The organism is Devosia sp., assembly GCF_017744655.1.
Classification (GTDB): domain Bacteria; phylum Pseudomonadota; class Alphaproteobacteria; order Rhizobiales; family Devosiaceae; genus Devosia.
In genome coordinates this window covers 32985-54820 of sequence record NZ_JAGIAW010000008.1, presented here as the reverse complement: position 1 = coordinate 54820, position 21836 = coordinate 32985, and the positions used below count along the sequence as shown (strand labels likewise).

Annotated in this window: 21 protein-coding genes; 6 read left to right on the top strand and 15 right to left on the bottom strand. The window is 62.2% G+C overall.

All coding sequences use genetic code 11. The features are described 5' to 3' along the window. Positions 1–9: 9 nt before the first annotated feature. The 5 genes from J7557_RS15880 to J7557_RS15860 all read left to right on the top strand — a co-directional run bounded on the left by J7557_RS15880 (position 10) and on the right by J7557_RS15860 (position 5017). Entirely contained in the window at positions 10–858 is an 849-nt protein-coding gene (locus J7557_RS15880) for a MurR/RpiR family transcriptional regulator (RefSeq protein ID WP_291421020.1), read from the top strand. Between the two features lie 68 nt (positions 859–926). Continuing rightward, the gene (locus J7557_RS15875; RefSeq protein WP_291421019.1) at positions 927–1277 is read left to right on the top strand and encodes a VOC family protein; all 351 of its coding nucleotides are present in this window, start codon (positions 927–929) and stop codon (positions 1275–1277) included. Between the two features lie 107 nt (positions 1278–1384). After that, the gene (locus J7557_RS15870) at positions 1385–2215 is read left to right on the top strand and encodes an amidohydrolase (RefSeq protein WP_291421018.1); all 831 of its coding nucleotides are present in this window, start codon (positions 1385–1387) and stop codon (positions 2213–2215) included. Between the two features lie 224 nt (positions 2216–2439). Beyond that, the gene (locus J7557_RS15865) at positions 2440–3273 is read left to right on the top strand and encodes a sugar phosphate isomerase/epimerase (protein ID WP_291421017.1); all 834 of its coding nucleotides are present in this window, start codon (positions 2440–2442) and stop codon (positions 3271–3273) included. Positions 3274–3283: 10 nt separating this feature from the next. Continuing rightward, positions 3284–5017, top strand: coding sequence for a PAS domain S-box protein (locus J7557_RS15860; RefSeq protein WP_291421016.1), 1734 nt, complete (start codon positions 3284–3286; stop codon positions 5015–5017). On the opposite strand, the gene J7557_RS15855 is transcribed toward J7557_RS15860, so the two are convergent. The 13 genes from J7557_RS15855 to J7557_RS15795 form a co-directional block, all read right to left on the bottom strand. Further along, a complete protein-coding gene (locus tag J7557_RS15855; protein ID WP_291421015.1) occupies positions 5008–5766 on the bottom strand; it encodes an ABC transporter ATP-binding protein in 759 nt (252 codons plus the stop codon). The genes J7557_RS15860 and J7557_RS15855 overlap by 10 nt on opposite strands. After that, positions 5763–6647, bottom strand: coding sequence for an iron chelate uptake ABC transporter family permease subunit (locus tag J7557_RS15850; protein WP_291421108.1), 885 nt, complete (start codon positions 6645–6647; stop codon positions 5763–5765). The genes J7557_RS15855 and J7557_RS15850 overlap by 4 nt, the downstream gene beginning before the upstream one ends. 160 nt (positions 6648–6807) lie before the next feature. After that, positions 6808–7770 carry an ABC transporter permease gene (locus J7557_RS15845; RefSeq protein ID WP_291421014.1) on the bottom strand — a complete coding sequence of 321 codons (963 nt, stop codon included), beginning with the start codon at positions 7768–7770 and terminating at the stop codon, positions 6808–6810. Positions 7771–7825: 55 nt separating this feature from the next. Next, positions 7826–8749 (bottom strand): siderophore ABC transporter substrate-binding protein, encoded by a 924-nt coding sequence (locus J7557_RS15840; RefSeq protein ID WP_291421013.1) that lies wholly within the window; start codon positions 8747–8749, stop codon positions 7826–7828. 181 nt (positions 8750–8930) lie between these two features. Next, the gene (locus J7557_RS15835) at positions 8931–9842 is read right to left on the bottom strand and encodes a LysR family transcriptional regulator (RefSeq protein ID WP_291421012.1); all 912 of its coding nucleotides are present in this window, start codon (positions 9840–9842) and stop codon (positions 8931–8933) included. Positions 9843–10105: 263 nt separating this feature from the next. Next, complete coding sequence (locus tag J7557_RS15830) at positions 10106–10852, bottom strand: sulfite exporter TauE/SafE family protein (RefSeq protein WP_291421011.1); 747 nt, start codon at positions 10850–10852, stop codon at positions 10106–10108. 180 nt (positions 10853–11032) lie between these two features. Continuing rightward, positions 11033–12025 carry a heparan-alpha-glucosaminide N-acetyltransferase gene (locus tag J7557_RS15825; RefSeq protein WP_291421010.1) on the bottom strand — a complete coding sequence of 331 codons (993 nt, stop codon included), beginning with the start codon at positions 12023–12025 and terminating at the stop codon, positions 11033–11035. Then, entirely contained in the window at positions 12012–13862 is a 1851-nt protein-coding gene (gene recQ, locus J7557_RS15820) for a DNA helicase RecQ (protein WP_291421009.1), read from the bottom strand. The genes J7557_RS15825 and recQ overlap by 14 nt, the downstream gene beginning before the upstream one ends. A 56-nt stretch (positions 13863–13918) precedes the next feature. Further along, positions 13919–14236, bottom strand: a complete 318-nt coding sequence (locus tag J7557_RS15815; RefSeq protein WP_291421008.1) for a plasmid stabilization protein — start codon at positions 14234–14236, stop codon at positions 13919–13921. A gap of 251 nt (positions 14237–14487) precedes the next feature. After that, positions 14488–15036: a DNA-3-methyladenine glycosylase gene (locus J7557_RS15810; protein WP_367272908.1), complete on the bottom strand. Its 549-nt coding sequence runs from the start codon at positions 15034–15036 to the stop codon at positions 14488–14490. 4 nt (positions 15037–15040) lie between these two features. Next, positions 15041–16102 (bottom strand): D-TA family PLP-dependent enzyme, encoded by a 1062-nt coding sequence (locus tag J7557_RS15805; protein ID WP_291421006.1) that lies wholly within the window; start codon positions 16100–16102, stop codon positions 15041–15043. After that, positions 16099–16875, bottom strand: a complete 777-nt coding sequence (locus J7557_RS15800) for an SDR family oxidoreductase (protein WP_291421005.1) — start codon at positions 16873–16875, stop codon at positions 16099–16101. Before J7557_RS15800 ends, J7557_RS15805 begins: the two co-directional genes overlap by 4 nt. Positions 16876–17049: 174 nt before the next feature. After that, positions 17050–17433, bottom strand: coding sequence for a RidA family protein (locus tag J7557_RS15795; protein ID WP_291421004.1), 384 nt, complete (start codon positions 17431–17433; stop codon positions 17050–17052). Between the two features lie 196 nt (positions 17434–17629). On the opposite strand from J7557_RS15795, the gene J7557_RS15790 reads away from it, so the two are divergent. Continuing rightward, on the top strand, positions 17630–19090 hold the full coding sequence (locus J7557_RS15790; RefSeq protein ID WP_291421003.1) for a M81 family metallopeptidase: 1461 nt from the start codon (positions 17630–17632) through the stop codon (positions 19088–19090). A 178-nt stretch (positions 19091–19268) separates the two neighbouring features. Here the strand turns inward: J7557_RS15790 and nudI are convergent, their stop codons facing one another. Both nudI and J7557_RS15780 read right to left on the bottom strand, forming a co-directional pair. Further along, a complete protein-coding gene (nudI, locus tag J7557_RS15785) occupies positions 19269–19694 on the bottom strand; it encodes a nucleoside triphosphatase NudI (RefSeq protein ID WP_291421002.1) in 426 nt (141 codons plus the stop codon). Between the two features lie 99 nt (positions 19695–19793). Continuing rightward, the gene (locus tag J7557_RS15780) at positions 19794–21806 is read right to left on the bottom strand and encodes a beta-N-acetylhexosaminidase (protein ID WP_291421001.1); all 2013 of its coding nucleotides are present in this window, start codon (positions 21804–21806) and stop codon (positions 19794–19796) included. Between the last annotated feature and the right edge of the window lie 30 nt (positions 21807–21836).

Genomic DNA, 21836 nt, shown 5'->3' with positions numbered 1-21836 from the left:
GGAGGGGAAATGGAGGGGAAGACGGTCGCCGCACGCATTCACGACCTCGACGAGCAGCTGACATCAGCCGGAAGACGCGCCGCCCGCGGGCTTCTCGGCAACTATCCCCTCCTCGGCCTCGCCCCGGTCGCCGAGTTCGCTGCGGGCGCCGATGTCAGTGCCGCGACCATCGTCCGCTTCGTCGCCCAATTGGGCTTCAAATCCTATCCCGATTTCCAGCGCGCCCTGCGCGAGGAACTGGAACAGCGCTCAAAATCGCCGCTGCAGCGCGGCGCGACGCCCGCGGACCATTCGGGCGAAGCGCCTTATCTCGCCGCCTTCCTCGCCCAATCGGCCCGCCGCATGGAAGAGTCGGCGACGCTGATTTCGCCCGGCGAATTCGAAACCGTCTGCCGGCGCCTCACCGAAACCAAGCGCAATTGCTACCTCGCCGGCGGGCGCTTTACAGATTTCCTCGCCGGCTATCTCGAAGCCCATCTCCGCCTCATCCGCCCCGGTATCCGTCGCCTTGACGGGCGCCCGGCGACCAGTGCCGACCAGCTCATCGACGTCAAACCCGGCGATCTCGCCATTCTTTTCGACGTCCGCCGCTACGATCCGGCCATGCTCGACATCGCCCACACCCTCTCCCGGCGAAAGGCCCATATCGTCCTCGTCACCGACGAATGGTTGAGCCCCATCGCCCGCCACGCCCGCTATTGCCTGCCCTGCCGCACCGAAACGGGCCGGACATGGGACGCCAATGCGGCGCTGCTGGGGGTGGCCGAGGCGATCATTGCACGGGTGACCGCACTGAGCTGGGAGACCGCCAGCGCGCGCATCGGGACGCTGGAGGGGAAGGAGCAACTGGGCGGATGAAGCGTAAAGGGTCGGCTTTTCCCTGCCAAAGCTGCTAAACTGCCACTCCTGACTTGAGGAATTTAACCATGGCCGTAAATCGGGTCGTCACCAATGTCGCGACAGAAAACCTGGAAGCCGCAAAAGCTTTCTACGGCGAGCTGCTGGGCATGGAGATCGGCATGGACCACGGCTGGATCATCACATTCGTTGGGTCGGGGCAGTCGACACCCCAGATCAGCTTCGCGCTCGAGGGCGGGTCGGGCACGCCAGTGCCAGACCTGTCGATCGAAGTCGATGACCTTGCCGCCGTTCACGCGCGGATGATCGATGCCGGGCATGAAATCGAATATGGCCCGGTAACAGAGCCCTGGGGCGTCGAGCGCTTCTTTGTACGCGACCCTTTCGGCAAGCTGCTCAATATTCTCTCTCACGCCTGACGTCACCGGCCGGTAGCCGAAAGCGGCCAAATTCCCCCGCGGTCGGCGCGTCTATGCCCCTGTGATCGCCGCAATTTTCTGATACCCAGAGGCGCAGGAGGACGACCATGCGCATCATCGATACTCACCTTCACCTCATCTATCCCGACCGGCTTTCCTATCCGTGGCTGGGGAATTCGCCGGCTATCAACAAGCCGTGGAGTGTTGAAGCCTATTGGGCGGAGGCGAAGCCGCTGGGCATCGAGGCGGCGCTGCATATGGAGGTCGACGTCGCCGAAGCCGATATTTTGCCCGAGACCGAATTCGTCCTCGGTCTTCCCGGCATAGTCGGCGCCATCGCCGCCTGCCGTCCCGAAAATCCCGATTTCCCGGCCCAGCTTGAAAAGCTGCTCGCGGTTGGCAAAGGCCGGGTAAAAGGCCTGCGCCGCATTCTTCACGAAGTGCCCGATGATGTCAGCGAACCAAAACTCTTCGCCGACAATCTGCGTTTTCTCGCCCGGCATGGCCTCACCTTCGACCTTTGCCTCCGCGCCGATCAGCTCCATCTCGGCGTCGCCCTGGCTCAAAAAGTCCCCGAAGTGACCTTCATCCTCGACCATTGCGGCAATCCCGACATCAATGGCATCGGCCTTGATCCGTGGCGCCAAAACCTCCGCGACGTCGCCGCCCTCCCCAATGTCATGGGCAAGGTGTCGGGCATCGTGAACCATTGCAATCCCGACTGGACGCGTGAAACCCTCCGCCCCTATGTCGAGCACGTCATCGACAGCTTTGGCTGGGACCGCGTCGTCTGGGGCTCGGATCATCCGGTCGTCACCCTCACCGGCTCCCTCACACGCTGGGTCGAAGCCGCCCGCGAGATCGTTGCCGACGAGACGCAGGAAAATCAGGAAAAGCTGTTTCACCGCAATGCCGAGCGCATCTATCGGCTCGGCTAGGGTCGGATGACGTTCGCCGCACGCTCAGCCGAAAATGGCGGCTTGCGAGAACCGGAGCGGAGCGTACGTTGGTACGTGAGCACCGGAAGCGCAGAAAGCTGGCGTTTGCAGGCGAGCGTGCGGTGAACGCCGCCGACCCTAATCGTTTGTGGCTATAACAAATTGTATTGCAGCCCCTCCGTGCACATGTGATTCTGCTGCCGGAGGAATTGGGGAGAGACTTTATGGCCCAGAGTGCTGACCGCATCGCGGTCTCCACCTGGTCGTTGCATCGCCTTTTGGGCACGACCTATCCGCATGATCTGACGACCACCGCCATCGGCGCGGGGGAAGATACCTATGGCGAAGGCAGCGAGTCCCTGCTCGGCCTGCCCTCGGTGCTGGCCAATCACGGCTATCACCGCGTGGAAATCGTCTCCTTCCACATGCGCAGCCGCGATTCCATTTATCTCGCCGAACTTAAAGACCAACTTGCCCGCGCCGAGGTGACCCTCCAAACCCTGCTGATCGATGCCGGCGATATCACCCATCCCGAACACGGTGCCCGGGACGAAGCCTGGATTGCCGGCTGGCTCGACGTTGCCAATGAGCTGGGTGCGGAAAATGCGCGCGTCATTGCCGGCAAGCAAAAGCCGACGCCTGAAACGCTCGACCTGTCCGTCGCGGCCTTGAAGCGGCTGGCCGATCGCAATGCCGGCTCTTCCGTCCGTCTTGTCACCGAAAACTGGTTCGACCTGCTTTCGACGCCGGCCACAGTGCATGAGGTGCTCGATCGGCTCGAAGGTCGCATCGGCCTTCTCGGCGATTTCGGCAATTGGGGCGGCGATACGAAATACGAAGACCTGGCCTCGATCTTTGCGCGGGCCGAGCTCTGCCACGCCAAGGCAAGCTTTGCCCAGGGCCAGCTCGACGAAGCCGATTATGGCGCCTGCGTGGGTGCGGCCGAAGAGGCCGGTTACAAAGGCCCCTATACGCTGATCTTCGATGCCGACCAGCCGCACGAATGGGCGGGCCTGGCGCTCGAACGCGATTTCATCCTCTCGCTCATCGAGGTTTGAGGACTTGAGCTTGGCGCGCACAGCGCAACGGCGCGTCACACGGGCACGGCGCACGCAACGCGCCGTGCCCGTCCTGTCGCGCCTTGCCGAAGTCGCGCCGGTCGGCATGTTGGTCACCGGGCTCGATGGCACGGTGCGTTATCTCAATCCCGCCTTTACCCGCCTTCTCGGCCACAGGATGGAAAGCGGGCAAAGTCTCGACGGTTTCGATCTCGTACATCCCGAGGACACGGGCGCGGCGCGGCAACATCTCATACGCCTTGCCCGGGGCGAAGCCGCCCACTATCGCGGCGAACATCTCCTCCGCCATGCCGATGGCCACCCGGTCTGGGTTATGCTGGCCGCCGCGCTCTCCACGGATGACGACGGCCAGCCCGATTGCCTGATCCTGCAAGTCACCAGCATCGAATTGCAGAAGCGCGCAGAAGAGGCGCTGGCCTATTCGGAAAGTCGCTGGAACCATGCGCTCGAAGGCGCGCGGCAGGGCGTCTGGGACCATGATATCCGCCGGGATACGATGTTCTATTCGCGCATGTGGCGAAAGATGCGCGGCATTCCTGTCGATGAAGAGGTGGATGGCGACCAAGCCCAATGGCTTGCCCGCATCCACCCCGAGGATCGCCCCCAAGTCATCGCCAATGTGCATCGGCAGGACCAGGGCGACGACAGTTTTGACGCGCTCGAATATCGCGAACTGACCCGTGATGGCAGCTATATCTGGATCCTGAGCCGTGGCCGCCCGGTCGAATGGGACGAGAATGGCGCGCCGCTGCGCACCGTCGGCACCGATACCGACATCACCTATTTAAAGACCATAGAGCAGGAATTGGCGGCCGAGAAAGAGCGGCTGCGCGTGACGCTCGAAGCCATCGCCGATGGCATGATCGCCACCGACGCGCAGGGCAGGGTGACCTTCGTCAACCCCGCCGCCGAGCGCTTTACCGGTTTTTCCGCCGATGAGGCCAAGGGCCTTTTCGCCGAGACCGTCTTTCCCCTACGCCACGCCCATTCCGACGAGGCGGCCCCCTGCCCCGCCATGGCCTGCCTCACCCATCGCGCGGCCATGGAAGTGGAGGACGAGGTTGTCCTCGTGTCGCGCGATGGCCAGGCGCGCGATATCCGCTGCTCCGCCTCTCCCGTCATCATGCCTGATGGAAAAATGTCGGGCGCGGTGCTGGTCTTTCAGGACATTACCCAGAGCCGCGCCCTGCAACGCCAGCTTGTCCATTCGGCCAGCCATGACGTTCTGACAGGCCTACCCAATCGTGCCGCCTTCGATGGGGCGCTGAGCGTCGCCATCGGATCGGCGCGCGATGGCCGGCGCCAGCATTGCCTGCTCTATGTCGATCTCGACCGCTTCAAGCCGGTCAATGATACGGCCGGCCACGCCGCGGGCGATGCCCTCCTCAAGCAGGTGGCCGAAACCATCCGCGGAGCCTGTCGCGGACACGACCTCGCCGCCCGGCTGGGCGGCGATGAATTCGCCGTGCTGCTCGAAGATTGCCCGCTCGCCAATGGCCGCAAGGTCGCCGAAAAGATCGTCAGGGCCATCGGCGCCCTTGCCTTTTCCTGGAACGGGCGCGGCCATCGCATCGGCGCCAGCATCGGCGTCACCGTCATAAAATCGCGCTCGGAATCGGGCCTTGGCTATCTCGGCGAAGCGGATGCGGCCTGCTACGCCGCCAAGGCCGGCGGCCGCGGCCGGGTCGTCTGCTTCTCTGAAATGACGGTGGCTCAGCCGTAATAGACGCTGATCCGCTGCCCGGCGATCTCGTGCACGGCGATATCCATTTCGTAGATGGATGAAAGCACGTCGGGCTTGATCATCTCGCCCACCGGTCCCTGCGCCGCCACCTTGCCGTGCTTCATGGCGACGATATGGTCGGAATACCAGGAGGCAAAATTGATGTCGTGCAACACCAGCACGACGGTCTTGCCGAGTTCGCTCGCTGCGCGCTGCAAGAGCTTCATCATGCCCATGGCATGCTTCATGTCGAGATTGTTGAGCGGCTCGTCGAGCAGCACATAGTCCGTGTCCTGGCAGAGCACCATGGCCACAAACGCCCGCTGCCGCTGCCCGCCCGAAAGCTCGTCAAGGAAACGCCCCGACAGCGCAGTGAGATCGAGATAGCCGATGGCTTCGTCGATATGCACCTTGTCATCAGCATTGAGTCTCCCCTTGGAATAGGGATAGCGGCCAAAGGAAACGAGATCGTGCACCGTCAGGCGCGCGGTCATGTGATTGTCTTGCCGCAGGATTGAGAGCCGCCGCGCCAAAACATCGCCGGGCGTCTTGCTGACATCGAGCCCATCCACGGTCACCGAGCCCTTGTCCATCGCCATCAAGCGACTGACCATGGAGAGCAGCGTCGACTTTCCCGCGCCATTGGGCCCGATGATCGAGGTGATACCGCCCTTGGGCAGGCTCAGTGAGACGCCGTCGACAACAGTGCTCTCGCCATAGGATTTGCTGATATCGGAGGTGATGATCATCGGGCCGATCTCCGCAGCACCAGGACAATGAAAACGAGGCCGCCCAGAAACTCGATAATGATCGACAGGGCCGTATCGAAGGCAAAGACGCGCTCGAGCAGGGTCTGGCCGCCGACGAGCGCAATGACACCAAGCAGCACCGCCGCCGGCAGCACGTAGCGATGTTTCGAATTGCCGATCAGCGAATGCGCCAGCGTCGCAACGAGCAGACCGAAGAAAGTGACCGGCCCAACCAGCGCCGTCGATACCGATACAAGGATCGCGACCAGCACAAGAATAACAGCGACGGTGCGCTTGTAGTCGACCCCAAGATTGATCGCCTGCGCCCGCCCCAGTGAGAGCACGTCATAGGTATGCATCAGCCGCCAACCGACAAAACTCGTCAACACCACGATCACCGTCGCAATGCCGAGCAGGGTCGGATCGGTCGTCGCGAAAGAGGCAAAGAGCGTGTCCTGCAACACATTGAAGGCGCCGGGATCGAGCATGCGCTGCATCAATTGCGACAGGCTGCGGAACAGAATGCCAAACACAATGCCGACCAGCACCAGGAGATGCAGGCTCCGCTCCTCGCCCAGGAACAGCCAGCGGAACAGCAGGAACGAAAAGCCGACCATGACGAAGAGTTCGACGACGAACTGGATCTGGCTGTCGATCGACACCAGCGCCGAAACACCGAAGAAGAACACAACGGCCGTCTTGATCAGCACATAGAGCGCATCAAAACCCATGATCGAAGGCGTCAGGATGCGGTTGTTGGTGACGGTCTGGAACAGCACGGTCGATACCGCCACCGAATAGGCAACCAGCACCAGCGACAGCAGCTTCTTGCCGCGGAAGGAGAGCACGAAGCTCCAACTGCCCTTGGCGTCGAGCGTCATGAAGAGGGCAATGGAAACGAGCGCAGCCACACCAAGCGCAATCAGCACCAGCGCCGGCCGCGACAATTTCTTCCGCCCCGAACTATCCCCACTCTCGGTGTCATTCCCGCGAAAGCGGGAATCCCCGTTCGCCGAAACGACGCCATTATCGGAACCCGCATCAACTCGCATGGCGCGGCGTCCTCAGCAGCAGATAGAGGAACACGGCACTGCCCACGACACCCATGACCACGGCAATCGGGATTTCATAGGGAAAGCGGATTAACCGTCCCACAATATCGCAGGCGAGCACAAAGCCGGCGCCACCCACCGCCACCCAGGGCACGGTACGGCGCATATTGTCGCCAACGACGAGGCTGACAAGATTGGGCACGATCAGCCCCAGGAACGGGATCGAGCCAACCGAAACCAGCACCACGGCGCTGACCACGGAAACGATCACCAGCCCCAGCACCATGACGCGCTTGTAGTTGAGCCCGAGATTGGTGGTGAAATCCTTGCCCATGCCCGCAACGGTAAAGCGATCGGCCGCGATATAGGCGAGAATGCCCCCGGCCAGCCCGAGCCAGAGCAGCTCATAGCGCCCGCGCAAGACACCCGAAAAGTCGCCCATGTTCCAGGCGAGCAGCGAAGCCATGAGATTGGTGCGATAGGCGATGAAGGCGCTCACCGCGCCGATGACGCCGCCGAGCATGATGCCGACCAGCGGCACCAGCAGCACATCGCGCAGCGGCACCGCGCGCAGAATGCGCAGGAACAGCGCCGTGCCGCCAAGCGCGAACAGCGCCGAAACCGCCATCTTGGCCATCAGCGGCCATTCGGGCGCCAGAAGCGTCACGACGAGAAAACCCAGCGCCGCCGATTCACTCGTCCCGGCTGTGGAGGGTTCGACGAAGCGATTGCGCACCACCATCTGCATGACGAGCCCGGCAATGGCCATGGAGGCGCCGGCCAGCATCAGCGCCAGGGTCCGCGGCACGCGGCTGATGAAGAAGATTTCCGTGGCGCGCAAATCCGCCGTGCCCGACAGCAGAGCGGGCAGCGACACATCGCTGACGCCAACAAAGAGGCTGATGAAAGCCAGGATCAGCGTCGCGAGAAAGGCGAGAAGCAGAATGCGCAAGGAGGGGCCTTAAGCAAAGCCGGTGGCCGGATCGCTCCGGCCACCTGTTTAGTCTTTAGCTATTCAGCCCAGCCAGAACCTGGTCGAGCAGCAGCAGCACGCCCTGGTAGCCGTGCATGGAGATGTAGGACGCCTGCGGATCGACATAGACGATGTGGCCTTCCTTGGCGGCCGTCGTCTGGTTGAAGAGTTCGTTGTCGAGCAGGGCCTGGGCAGCGCCGGCGTTTTCGCCGGTGCCGGCATCACGGTCGACGACGAACACCCAGTCCGGGTTCACTTCGAGGAGGAATTCGAACGAAACGGAGTCACCACCGTGATCGCCGTCCTTCACGCCATCGAGCGCCGAGGGCATGCCCACTTCGTTGTAGATCCAGGAAACGCGCGAATCCGGGCCATAGACGCCGAGCTTGCCGGCATTGGTCACGAGCACCAGGGCATTGCCCTTGCCTTCGGCCGCAGCTTTCACTTCAGCGACCTTGGCATCGAGCGCGGCATTGAGTTCGGTGGCCTTGGCTTCGAGCCCAAAGATGTCGCCAAGCGTCGTCATGTTCTTCTTGACGCCTTCGACGATGGAGCCGTTGTCGACCGAGAGGTCAACGGTAGGGAGAATGTCCTTGGAGGTGCCGATGGCTTCGCGCGAGCGGGCCGCGATGAAATAGATATCGGCTTCAGCCGCAGCGATACCCTCAAAATCAGGCTCGAACAGCGAACCGATCTGGATCGCATCGGCCGGAATCTTGTCCGCGAGATAGGTCGGGGCATTGGACGAGGGCACCCCGGCAACGGTCACACCCAGAGCGTTGAGATCGTCGAACACGGCCCAATCCTGCACCAGCACCTTTGCCGGCACACCGGTCAGCGTGGTTTCACCCTGGGCATGGGTGATCACCTTGTCCTGGGCAAAAGCCACGGGGGCGAGCACGGCGGCAGAGGCAAAAAGAGCCGCGGCGAATGCAGTGGTGCGGAAAAGCGATGTCACGGGACGATCCAATCGGTTTGCATCAAGGGACACGCCGCCGAAATCCTGACAGCGCTTATCAAGGTTCCTAGCCAGCACATTTGAGTGAGTCAAAGGAAAATATGACGCAGGAAGTCCGATTTTTGTCAGATCAGAATCGCCCTGTTCTGCGCGGTTTAGGCGCTCCACAAGCGAAAACGTTTCAAATGGAGGGTGCGTAGGTTTCCGAACAGAGCGCAATAAAGCTCTTCATTGCCGCCGATTGCGGGCTCGACTTGCGCCGCGCCACCAGCAATTGCCGCATGGCCCAGCTTTCGGCCAAAGGCGCGCAGACGAGATCGGTGCCGGCGAGGAGATGCAGGCTCGTCGAGCGCAGGAAGCCGATGCCGAAACCGGCTTCCACCATGCGCACCAGCGCCGGAAAACTTTCGACTCGTAGCGTCTCGGTCAGCTTTTGGCCCTTGGTGTTCGCCGCCTCCGAGAGCAGTCGATCAAGCGAACCGGTCTGATGCACACCGACCATGGCATAGGGCAGAACCGCATCGAACGAGATCGCCTTGCGCGGTTCGATTTGCTTGGCCAATGGATGATCAGGCGGCGCCAGCACCCAGACGCGCTCGTCTTCGAACGGCCGGATATCGAAACGGGCGAAATCATAATTGTCTGAGACAATGGCGACGTCCGCCCGGCCCTCGTCGAGCGCCAAGAGCGCCTTGGCCGCACCCATTTCAGCAATGGCGATTTCAATGCCGGGAAATTTTTTGGCGTAGCGCGCCAGCAGTTCCGGCAGGCGCCCGGTCAGCGCCGATCCGGTCGAAGCAAGCCGCAGACTACCCCTGAGGCCCGAGCCGAATTCGGCCATGACGGCATCGAGATCGGCAATCGAGCGCAGAACCGTGCGGCAACCCTCGGCATAGGCTTCCCCGGCGCTGGTCAATTTGACCCCCTGCGCCGAACGGTCGAACAGCACGACGCCCAGCCGCGCCTCGAGATCGGAAACGCGCCGGCTGACGGCGGAAGAGGCAATCCCCTCGCGCTCGGCGGCGCGACCAATGGAGCCGGTTTCAGCCAGAAGCAGGATAAGCCGCGCGGTTACGCTATCGAAAGGTGCCATGTCGTCTCCCCCGCGCACCATAGAGGGCGATTGCGGGAGTTCAAAATGGCTCTGCGGGTTTTCGGGCATTTGTTGTGCGTAAGCGGGGGGGATGGCCCCGTTCCACCTCAAAGCGCGGTTCACCGGTCTTGCCATCCCCGATCCACCCGGGTTCGTCACCACCGGGCTTGTCCCGGTGGTCCCAAGCCATTCGCAAGAATGGCTGGCCGAGGCGAGATGGATTGCCGGGACAAGCCCGGCAATGACGACGCGCTGAGATCTCGTTATTGGCCGCCAGCCAGCGCCATCAAACCGCGCACCAGATAAAAAAGCCCGATCCCGGTGACGATCCAGCGCGTCCATTTGCGGAAATTGTCATCGGTCAGGCGCTGCAGCACGCGGTAGCCGACATTGGTGCCCAAAATCGCAAAGGGCGCCGCGATGAGAGCGATGCTCCAATCGCCGGCACTCATGGCCGAGGCCATGGCGCCATAAAAGACGATCTTGGCGCCATGGGAGAGCACCTGCGCCGCCGCCTTGGTGGCGATCACGGTGCGGCGGTCCATTTCGGTGCGGATGAAGAAGATATCGATGGTCGGCCCGGCGACACCCACCGCCAGATTGAGCCCGGACCCGAAGAAGCCGCAGAGAAAGCCATGCACGGGCTTGCTGGCATCGAGCGCCAGCCAGTCCTTGGGAATCCACACGAGGATCGGCATCAGCCCCACGGCCAGACAGACCGTGATGAAATCAGGCGTGTAGCGCACGATGAACAGCAGCGTCGCCGCCGCCAGGAGCCCGAGCAGAATGGTGCCAAGAATGCGCCAGTCGATATACCGGCGGGAAAAAATAGCGCGCGATCCGTTGGCGATGAGTTGGATCACCCCCTGCACCGCAATCGCCGTCGCCACCGGCAACACGGTCATCAGCGCGGCAAGGAGGATCATCCCCCCGGCCATGCCGAAAATCCCCGAAATGATCGAGGTGCAGAAGGTCGCTAGGGCAATGACGGCGAGGAGTAGCGGGGACATGACACCTTCATGACCGAGCATTTTCCGTCTTGCCAGCAATGCTTGGGCAAGGGGGCATGCCTTGGCAAAGGTTCCTCTCCTTTTGGGGGGAGGTCGGCCGAAGGCCTCCTTCGATGCGGGCATCACAGCCCCCAAAATACCCCGCTAGGCCCTTTCCCATCACGACGCCCCGAACAATCGCTATTGCGCGGGAGCGTCCAGCAGTTCGGGATAGATCAGCGCCGAGCACTGGCGGTTGTTTTCGTCGAGTTTTGTCTGCTCCTCCGGCGTCAGCGCACCGGTATAGACCGCGTCCCAAAGGTCGTCCTCGTCGAGCCCTTCGAGCCCGCACTGGCAATAGGTGGTGCACATCTCCGCCGAGGTACCGGCACTCTCGCAGGTCGATTGGCAAGAGCGCAAAAAGTCGGCTTCACGCAAAGTGTTCTGCGTGCCCAAAAACATGGAGAGCGGCACGATCACCGCCAACAGCACCGGCTGGTGGATCAAATAGAAGGACAGGCTCCAGCGCCCCAGAAACGCAAAGGTGCGCGGCACTTTTCCGGCCGGCTGAATGGTCGCCAGTTTCGGAAGCAGCGCGGCCTTGCCGAGCCGCGTCACCAGAACACCAATCAGCACGGCACCGAACCAGGGAAAGACCGGCACGAGATCATTGGTAATGGGCGGCACAACCCAGAAGCCGAGCCAGGAGAAAATCTTCTCGTCGAAGAGGATATTGGCAAAGAAGAAGGGCGGCAGGATGAAGGCCAGCGCCACCAGCGCCACGACCACCACCGGCACGAAGAGAAACGGCAGGGCCATGAGCATGAAGAGCGCAATGGCATGCAGCACGCCGAAATAGACGAAGCTCTCGGGGAAAGCGATCAGCGTGCCCACGGTAATGGCCAGTGCCCCGCCAAAGGCAAAAAGCCAGCGCCGCCAGAAACTCCTCCACCTGACGCCCTCGCCATGCCCGAGCACCAGGCCCACGCCGACGAGGAACAGAAAACTCGCGAGAATCGAGCGGGCAAAGAACACCCAGCGCGGATCGAAACCCACATCGGCCGCCAGAAACCCAAAATACCAGAGGTCCCAGCAGAGGTGGTAAAACGCCATGGCGAGAATAGCGACGCCGCGGGCAATGTCGATAACCGGCAGGCGCTGCCGCCTGCTCGGAGACAGGTCAGGCTCCGTCATAGCCAATCACCACCGCCAGAAATGCCTCGCCATAGCGGTCGAGCTTGCCCTGCCCGACGCCGGGCAGGTTGAGCATATCATGCGGATGCGTCGGCCGCGCCAGCGCCATGGCCCGCAAGGTCGCATCATGGAAAATGACATAGGGCGGCACGCCCTGGCTTTTTGCAATTTTCAGCCGTTCGGAGCGCAAGGCATCGAAAAGTCCCTGCGCGCTTTCCGGCAGGTTGACCGCCTTGGTGAGCTGCCGACGAACTTCCACGGCCTTCTTCGGCCGGTCCTTCCTGAGGGTCACGCTTTTCTCGCGCTTGAAGACGGCACGCGCCGCCTCGCCCAGCGTCAGGGCCCCATGATTGGCATGGTCGACGACAATCAGCCCCATGGCCGTCAGTTGCCGCAGCACCGATTGCCAGGATTTTGCATCAAGTTCCCGCCCCTGACCAAAGACCGGCTGGTTCTGATGCCCGAAGCGCTGAACCTTCTCTGTTTCCTTGCCCACCAGCACGTCGATCACATGCGCCGCGCCAAAGCGCTGGCCGGTGCGATAGATCGCCGCCAATCCCTTGATCGCCGCCTCGGTGCCGTCCCAGCTTTCGACCGGCGACCGGCAGGTATCGCAATTGCCGCAATTACCGGCATGCGCTTCGCCGAAATGATTGAGGATGGCCTTGCGCCGGCATTCCGCCGTTTCGCAGACGCCGAGCAGCGCATTGAGCTTGCCGTGTTCGAGACGCTTGACCTCGTCCGGCGCCCCTCCCTCGTCGATCATCCGTCGGCGCTGCACCACGTCCGCCATGCCATAGCTCATCCAGGCATCGGCCGGCTGCCCGTCGCGCCCGCCGCGACCGGTCTCCTGGTAATAGGCTTCAATCGAAGACGGCAAGTCCATATGCGCCACATAGCGCACATCCGGCTTGTCGATGCCCATGCCGAAGGCCACGGTCGCGACCAGACACAGACCTTCCTCTTTCAGGAACGCATCCTGATTAGCGCTGCGCAGCTCCGCCGACATGCCGGCATGATAGGGCAGCGCCCTGATCCCCTTGCCCGAGAGATAGTCTGCCATGTCCTCGACCTTGGCGCGGGAGAGGCAATAGACAATGCCGCTCTCGCCCTTATGGCCGGAGAGGAAATCGAGCAATTGCTCGCGCGGCTTGTCGCGTTCGACGATGGAATAAGAAATATTCGGCCGGTCGAACGAGGTCGTAAAAACCTTGGCCTGTTCGAGCCCCAAACGCTCGATAATGTCTTCGCGCGTCGTCGGATCGGCCGTCGCCGTCAGCGCGATGCGCGGCACGCCGGGGAAAAGCTCGACGAGGTGAATAAGCTCGCGATATTCCGGCCGGAAATCATGTCCCCATTGGCTCACGCAATGGGCTTCGTCGATGGCAAACAGCGCGATATCGACGCCCGAAAGCATATTGGCAAAACCCGGCGTCGCCACGCGCTCCGGCGCCACATAAAGGAGGTCCAGTTCCCCCGCGCGCAATTGCCGGCGCACCGCGCTCGCCTCTTCCGGCGAGAGCGAGGAATTGAGCGCCGCCGCCGCCACGCCGGCCTGTTTCAGCGCCTCGACCTGATCGCGCATCAGCGCGATCAGCGGCGAGACCACAATGCCCACGCCCGAGCGGCAAATGGCCGGGATCTGGAAGCACATGGATTTTCCCGCACCCGTCGGGAACAGCACGACGGCATCGCCGCCCGCGACCAATTGGTCGATCACCTGGTCCTGCTGGCCACGAAAAGCTTTGTGCCCAAAGATGTCGCGCAAAACCTCAAGCGGGGTCGGCCGCTCGGCGCGGTGCGGCGAAAACAGGTCAAATGAATCGAGCGCTTGCACGCCTCTCTTGAATCACGCGACTCAGTCGGGCGCAACACACCAATCGCTTCTATCACCTAGTGATGAGCGTGATGCTCGGCATTGCGTTTTCGCGTCGCCGCCGCCTTCTTGGCCGAAGCCGAGCGCTCGGCCGCGGAGCGGCTTGCCGAGGCCTTGCCACCCTTTTCCCCGCCCTTATGCGCCGCAGGGTGACCCGTCTCCTTGCCGCGGCCCGAGCCCGATTTCTTGCCGCCGCCATCGTCCTTGTTGACGGTAGCCCAGGCGCGGCGCTCGGCTTCATCGTGGCTCACGCCCTTCTTTTCGTAGCCATCCTCGATAGCCGCCGCCTTACGCTTCTGCTTGTCGGTATAGGCCGATTTATCGCCCTGCGGCATTTCTGCCTCCTCTCGTGAAGAACACGAAGGCGTAGCGCGGATGGGACAGAGGCTCGGCTGCCATTTCGTTGGCCGGGCGGGAAACCGGAAAAACCTGCCCGTTCCTCATACCACCGCGTCCGGTTGACGCGCGCTACCCTTCGCGAAGAGCCAACGGCGCGGGATGGGTCTGGTTGCCGATAGAGCGATCACAAGATCATCGCCAAGCGCACCTCTCCCTGGGGGAGAGGTGAAGAGGCGCCGGCACATGACTATTTGAGCGGCTTGCTGAGATAAGGCGAGCCACGCTCAACAAAGCGCCAAGGTGTCTCGACACCCTTGGTAATGCCGATCCGCAACCCGGTCGCCACCTCGCGCGGCGCCGTCGCCGCCAGCAATTGAAACGGTGCCTCATCGAGCGCCATGCCGTTCTGCGTGAGATCAAGCCCCAGCGCCTCGGCCAGTTTCCCCGGCCCCGCACAAAGCTGCTTGTCGACTACCCCGCCCCGCCGCTCGTGCATGGCGTCAAAGCCAGCCGTCGGCCGCAGCGCCCGGATGAGGATGGCGCTACCCGGCTCGCAGACGAAATTCAGGCAAAAATGAATGCCGTAGATCTTGTAGAGATAGGCATGCCCCGCTGGCCCGAACATGGCGACATTGCGCGGCGTCGGACCCCGAAAACTGTGCGAGGCCGGATCGCTCTCGTCATAGGCTTCCACTTCGACGATTTCCCCGCCAACCCCATCAACGAGCAAGGTCGCGCCGATCAGTTCCGGCGCAACCTCCAGCACAGGGCGGTCAAAGAAATCGCGAGTGAGCACAGGCTCAGTCCACCCGCCCCCGCGCCGCCACCGGCACAGTTTCGAGCACCTCATCCCCACGCACCAGTGTGACCGTATCGAAGAGATTGCTCACCGGGCAGCAGTGATTGGGGATGATGCGGATGACATCGCCAATCTTCGGCTTCACCGCACAAGCCGACACATCGAGCGCGCCATGCTCCTCGCTCAGCCCCACAATCTTCGCATCGGGAAAATCGACGACATAGCCGTGCCCCTGCATACCGAGGAGATCGCTTGTCAGCGTCTTGGTCCCGGCATCGATAATCGCTCGACCATCCGTCGGTCGCGACACCACAGTCGCCAGCACCGTCAACGCACACTGCTCGAACGTCGCAGCGCCCGCCACCACCTGCGAGCGATCCATATAGATATAGGTGCCCGGCCGATATTCGGTCGCGACGCCAGCCTCGCTCATATGCCAGATATCGGGCGTGCCGCCCGTCGTGATCCCCGGCAGAGCCACACCCGCGCCGAGGAACAGCGCCTTTGCATCGGCCAGCCACTGCTGGGCTTCCTTGTATTTTCCGGCGGCCGGATAGGTCATCAGCCCGGCAAAGCTCAGCCCCGGCGCCGCAGCGATCTTCTTCGCCAGCTCCAGCGCCGCCTGCCCCGACTGCACGCCACAGCGCCCCATACCGGTATCGCATTCAACGAACACACCCAACGGTTTTGCGGGATCGACAAACGTCTCGGCCAGCCCCGCCACCGTCTCGACGCTATCGGCGACAACACGAATGGTCACCCGGTCATGCAGCGCCTTAAGCCGCGTCCGCTTCTTCGCTCCGATGATGTTGAACGTCAGCAAAAGATCGCTCAACCCGGCATCGGCCATTACCTCGGCCTCACCGAGCTTTTGCACCGTGATCCCCACCGCACCCAGCTCCACCTGGCGCTTGGCAAAGCGCGGCAGCTTGTGGGTCTTGATATGCGGCCGCAGCTTGATGCCCGCCTTGTCCGCCGCATCCTGCGCGTTTTTGAGGTTCGCTTCGGCCTTGTCGAGATCGATCAGGACAACCGGGGTTTCGAGTTCAAAAATAGAGGTCATTTGCCCCTCAGCACTTCATCGACAAATCTGAGATTACCCGCCGTCAGCCCCGCATCGACCGGAAGCAGCGTGCCGGTAATCCCGGAAGCGGCATCCGAACACAGGAACAGCGCCGCATTGGCCACTTCAACCGGCGTCACCATGCGCCCCAGCGGATAGTGCGGCAGTACATTGTCGAGCAGCGTTGGATCGGCCGCAAGACGATGGTCCCAGGCCGGCGTCCGCACCGAGCCGGGCGCCACCACATTGGCGCGCACGTCCTCCGCCCCGCGCTCGACGGCAATGCCCTTGGCATAGGCGACCAGTCCCGCCTTGGCCGCCGAATAAGCGGGATTGCCGTAGTGACCCATGGCATTGACGGAGGAAATGAACACCAGCGCGCCACGACCCACCTTGCCCATGGCTGCAACGATCGGATCGGTCAGCGCATAGGCGCCATTGAGATTGATATTGAGTTCGCTCGCCCAAACCTGGTCATCGACCATGCCAAAGTGCTCGGCCCGGGTGAAACCCACATTGGCCACCACCGCATCATAAACACCATGCGCCGCAATATCGGCCGAAACCGTCGCCCGCGTCCCCGCCATATCGGCCTGGTCGAACAGCACTTTTCGTACGAGCGGCAGGCCATCGAGCAGCCCCGCCTCGCGATCGGCCCCAACGACATTGGCGCCCGCCTCATGAAACACCGCCACGAGCGACCGCCCGATGCCACCACCGGCGCCGGTGATGAGCACGGTCTTTCCGTCGAGCCGGAAGGGATTTTCTGACACTTTAGTTCCTCCAGCATGAGGGTAGTCCGGCACTAGGTTGTGTGGACAGTTGAGTCAGAGCGAGCCGAAAATGCCGGTTTTCGAGAACCGGAGCGGAGCGTACATCAGTACGTGAGCACCGGAAGCGGAGAAAATTGGCGTTTGCAGGCCGCTATGGCCAACTGGGCGCACGACCTACGGCCCCTTATACGCCACGCAATCGATCTCGACCTTGCAATCCACCATCATGCGGCTCTGCACGCAGGCGCGGGCCGGCGGGTGCTCGCCAAAGTAGCTCTTGTAGACGCCGTTAAAGCTCCAGAAATCCCGCGGGTCATCCAGCCACACGCCAACGCGCACGATATGCTCCGGCCCGTAGCCAGCCTCTTCCAGGATCGCGAGCACGTTCTTGATGGTCAGATGCGTCTCCTCGACGATCCCGCCCTTGACGATCTCGCCATCCTTCATGGCCACCTGACCCGAAACATAGAGAAAGCCACCGGCTTCCACGGCACGGGCGAAAGGCAGGTTCTGGCCACCGGCGCCGGATTTTTCCGCGCCATAACGCTTGATAGGCATAAGGCCCTCCTCTGAGGCAAAATGAAATTCTATTACTCTTTTGGCGCAGGATTGGCCGAAAATATACCCAAAACCCCCGCCTGCCACCCCAAAGAATGTAAATTTCTTACGTGAAGCCCTGCAAACGATATGCTAGTGTCACAATTGCCGACCTGTCTTTCGGCACCTTCATTTGTTCATTTTCTGGAAGCTTCTCGTGCGCGTTTTCACAGCCGCCCTCGCCACCGAGACCAATACATTTTCCCCCATCGCCGTCGACAAGCGCGCCTTTGAAGCTTCGCTGCATGCCGGCCCCGGCGAACACCCGGCGACCCCGACCCTCTGCACCGCGCCGATCACCGTCGGCCGCGAAGTCTGCGCGAGGGAAGGCTGGACTCTGATCGAAGGCAGCGCCTCGTGGGCCGATCCTGCCGGCCTTGTCGCCCGCACCACTTATGAAGAGCTGCGCGACGCCATTTTGGACCAACTTCGCGCCGCCATGCCCGTCGACGGCGTCGTCCTCGGCCTTCATGGCGCCATGGTCGCGCAGGGCTATGACGATTGCGAAGGCGATATTCTCTCCCGCGTGCGCGACATCGTCGGGCCGGACGTTCTGGTCTGCGCCGAGCTCGACCCCCATAGCCACCTGACGAAAAAGCGCGCTGAGGCCGCCGATTTCTTCGTCTATTTCAAGGAATTCCCGCATACCGATTTCGTCGATCGCGCCCGGGATCTCTGGGACATCGCCGCCCGCGCCCTGAAAGGCGAGATCAAGCCGGTGATGACGGTCTTCGATTGCCGCATGATCGACGTCTTCCCGACCTCGCGCCAGCCGATGCGCGGCTTCGTCGACAAGCTGATAGCACTCGAAAAGTCCGAGCAGGGCCTGCTGTCCCTTTCCGTCGTCCACGGTTTCATGGCCGGCGACGTGCCCGAAATGGGCACCAAGGTTCTTGCGATCACCGACAACGATCCGGAAAAGGGCGCGGCGCTTGCCGAAAAGCTCGGCCGCGAACTCTTTGCCATGCGCGGCACCACCATGGTGGCGCAGGTCGATGAAAAGACCGCCGTCGACGCTGCCCTCGCGGCCAAAAGCGGCCCGGTTGTCGTCGCCGACGTCTGGGACAATCCCGGCGGCGGCACGGCGGGCGACGCCACCGTGCTTCTTGCCGAATTCATCTCCCGCGGCGCCACCGACGTCGCCGTCGGCACCATCTGGGACCCGATCGCGGTCCAGATCTGCTTTGCCGCCGGCGAAGGCGCCGAAATCCAGCTCCGCTTCGGCGCCAAGTCGGCTCCCGATACCGGCAGCCCCATCGACAAGCGCGTTACGGTGAAAAAACTCGTCCGCGACGCCGAAATGCGCTTCGGCGAAAGTTTTGCGCCGTTTGGTGATGCCGCCTGGATTCACTTCGACGGCATCGACGTGATCCTCAACTCAACCCGCGCCCAGAGCTTTGACCCGAGCCTTTATTCGGCCCTGGGCATCGATCCGAAATCGCGAAAAATCCTGCTGATCAAGTCGACCAACCATTTCTACGACTCGTTCTCGAAGATCGCGTCGGAGATCATCTACTGCTCGGCCGGAAAACCCTACCCAAACCGCCCTGCGGAAACGAACTACCGCAAGGCGCGCAAGGATATCTGGCCGATGGTGGAGAATCCGTGGGGCACGTGAGCCACCACCATTCCTCTCCCGCTCGCGGGAGAGGGGGACCACGCAAAGCGTGGTGGAGAGGGGTGCCACGGGAGTGATGCCGGTCGGTGTCGAGCCGCAGGTTTTGTGGGTACGGCTCCCCCCTCCACCGCCTGTCGGCGGTCCCCCTCCCCCGCAAGCGGTGGAGGAAAGAGGTGGATTACAAAAAACCCTTCGCGGCGAACGTCACGCGCGTCGCAGCATTGAGATCATACGCAGCCAGATCCTCCGGCCGCACCCAGGCGTATTCGTCGAACTCTTCGTTGATCACCACATCCCGGTTCGCCGCGTGGCAATCGAAGATCAGGTAGATCATGTAAATCTCTTCCGTACGCCCATCGGCATAGGTTTTTATCCGCCTGTCATCGCGAAACCGGAATGGGGTCACCGTCTCGATCACCAAGCGATCACCCAGCTCCTCGCGAATTTCGCGCCGTAGCGCCTCTTCCATCGTCTCGCCAGGCTCCATGCCGCCGCCGGATAGTGCCCACTGACTCGGAAACACGCCGCGGTCCATCGGCATGCGGCAGAGCAAAATCGCCCCGTCATTCTCGATGATCGGACAGACAATGGTGCGCTGCTTCATGAAATCCCCCATTTCGCCGGAACGTGACATCAGATGCTAACAGTCTGACAGCAAAAAGCCGCCGCTTGACAACGGCGGCTTCTCGTTTTTCAGGCTTCGTTATTCGGCGGCCCAGTTGCCGTACATGATCGGCATCAGCCCGACTATGGACTTGAACCGGTCCCAGCTCTTGCGCTCGGGCAGCGTCCAGCCGGCCTCGGCGATGGCAGAAAGACGCGGGAACACCAGGCGGTCGAAAATGGCGCGGTCGGTCATGCTTTCGGACCAGATGCAGCTCTGGATGCCTAGAAGGTGCTTCAGCCCCTCTTCCGAGAAACCGGCGCGCGCTTCGAACTCATAGGTCTCCTGCGGACCTGACCAGCCAGCCCAGCCGGCGCCCGGTTCGGCCCAGGAAATGCCATTGGCCATATCAAGGTAGTAGCGCTGGCCGGGCGAAACGACGATATCGAATCCGCGCTCGGCCAGCGCCGCATTGATCTCCACATTGCGCCAGCCGATGACATAGGAGGTCTTTTTGTCCACGGCATCACCATGGGCCGCTTCTTCCCAGCCACCGGTGATCGCGCCCTTGGAGGCAATGTACTTGTGAACGCGCTTGATGAACTCTGCCTGGATGATCGCCGTGGGCGAGCCTTCGATCTCGTCGGCGCCGTGGTGATTGCCCAACTGATTGAATTGCTTGGCATGTTTTTCGCGCATCGCTGGGCCCGCGATCTTCTCGATCATGTCGAGTGCCAGGGGTGACCCCGACCAGGCGGCCAGCGGCACCTCGTCGGCGCCGAGGTGGAAAATGCCCGCGGGGAACATTTCCAGCACTTCGTCCACGACGGTTTCGACGAACTTGTAGACCGGCTCATGCGCGGGGTTGAGGCTGTTGTTGGGGAACCCTTGGACCGACTGGTATTCGCCCTGTTCGTTGGGGTCGCGCAGTTCGGGCAGCGCCTGCAGGGCTGCGTAGAAATGGCCCGGCATATCGACTTCCGGGATCACCGCAATGCCGAGGCTATCGGCGAGCGTCACAATCTGGCGAATGACATTCTTAGAATAGAAGCCGCCCGTTGGCTGCGGACCCGAACCAAGCAGCGGCGGCAGCGCCTTGCCGTGGCCGCGCCAGGCGGCGACTTCGGTCAGGGCCGGGTAGGCATCGATTTCGATGCGCCAGGCTTCGTCCTCGGTCAGGTGCCAGTGGAACTTGTTCATCTTGTTCCAGGCCATGATCTTGATGAGCTGGCTGACTTCGCCGCCGGTATAGAACTGGCGCGCCACATCGAGATGGCTACCGCGGAAAGCAAAGCCCGGCTCGTCGGCGATGACACCGCCCGTCGGGAAGGTAAAGGTATGCGGATACTGCTTGGCGCCGCGCAGGATATGGCCGAGCGTTACGAGGCCATAGAACATGCCCTGGCGCGTGCTGGCCGAAATGGTGGCACTGTTCTCGGCAAAGGAGAGCTCATAGGCCTCCGCACCCATGCCTGCCTTTTCGGTGATGTGCACAGGCATGCCGGCTTCCGAAGCGGGACGCACCAGCGCTTCGACCGCAAAGAGATCGTGCACGAGACCGGCAAAGGCGGCGGCAGCGCGGTTGGCGGCCTCGCCCTGCGGCTTGAGATCAAGCCCGGCCGGGGCAATGCGCGCACCAGTTGTCGCGACCGACTTCGGCCACGGAATGATCGAATGCGGCACGGCAGCCTTGGCCGGCACCGGGAACCTTGCCGTGCCCTTCAGCAGTGGCGAATTGTGGCCCTTGCCCTGCGTCGGCTTGGTCGGGATGACAACGGTCTGGCCATTTTCCAGCACGACATAGGCCGAATTCGCGCCATCGCTCCAGTGCCTGAGACCATAGGAAAGCCCACGCGCCGTCGAGGTCCAGGTCGCGCCGGGCTCGAGCACATAGCCATCGGGCGGCGCGATCAGGGTGTGGTTGGAGAGGCGCTTGAGAAGCTTGCCGTTTTCGAGCGTCGCATGCGGATCGACGCGGGCGGGGCCGGAAAAGCCGAGCTGAAAATTGGAAACCGGTTCGTCGCCGATATTGGTCAACTCAAGCCCATAGCCGAGCGGTTCGCTGCCCGAAGCCGGGGTCCAGGTGGTGACGAGGGAAAACTTGGCAGTCATTTGCTTCTCATTTTTTTGGCAAAGGGCGCC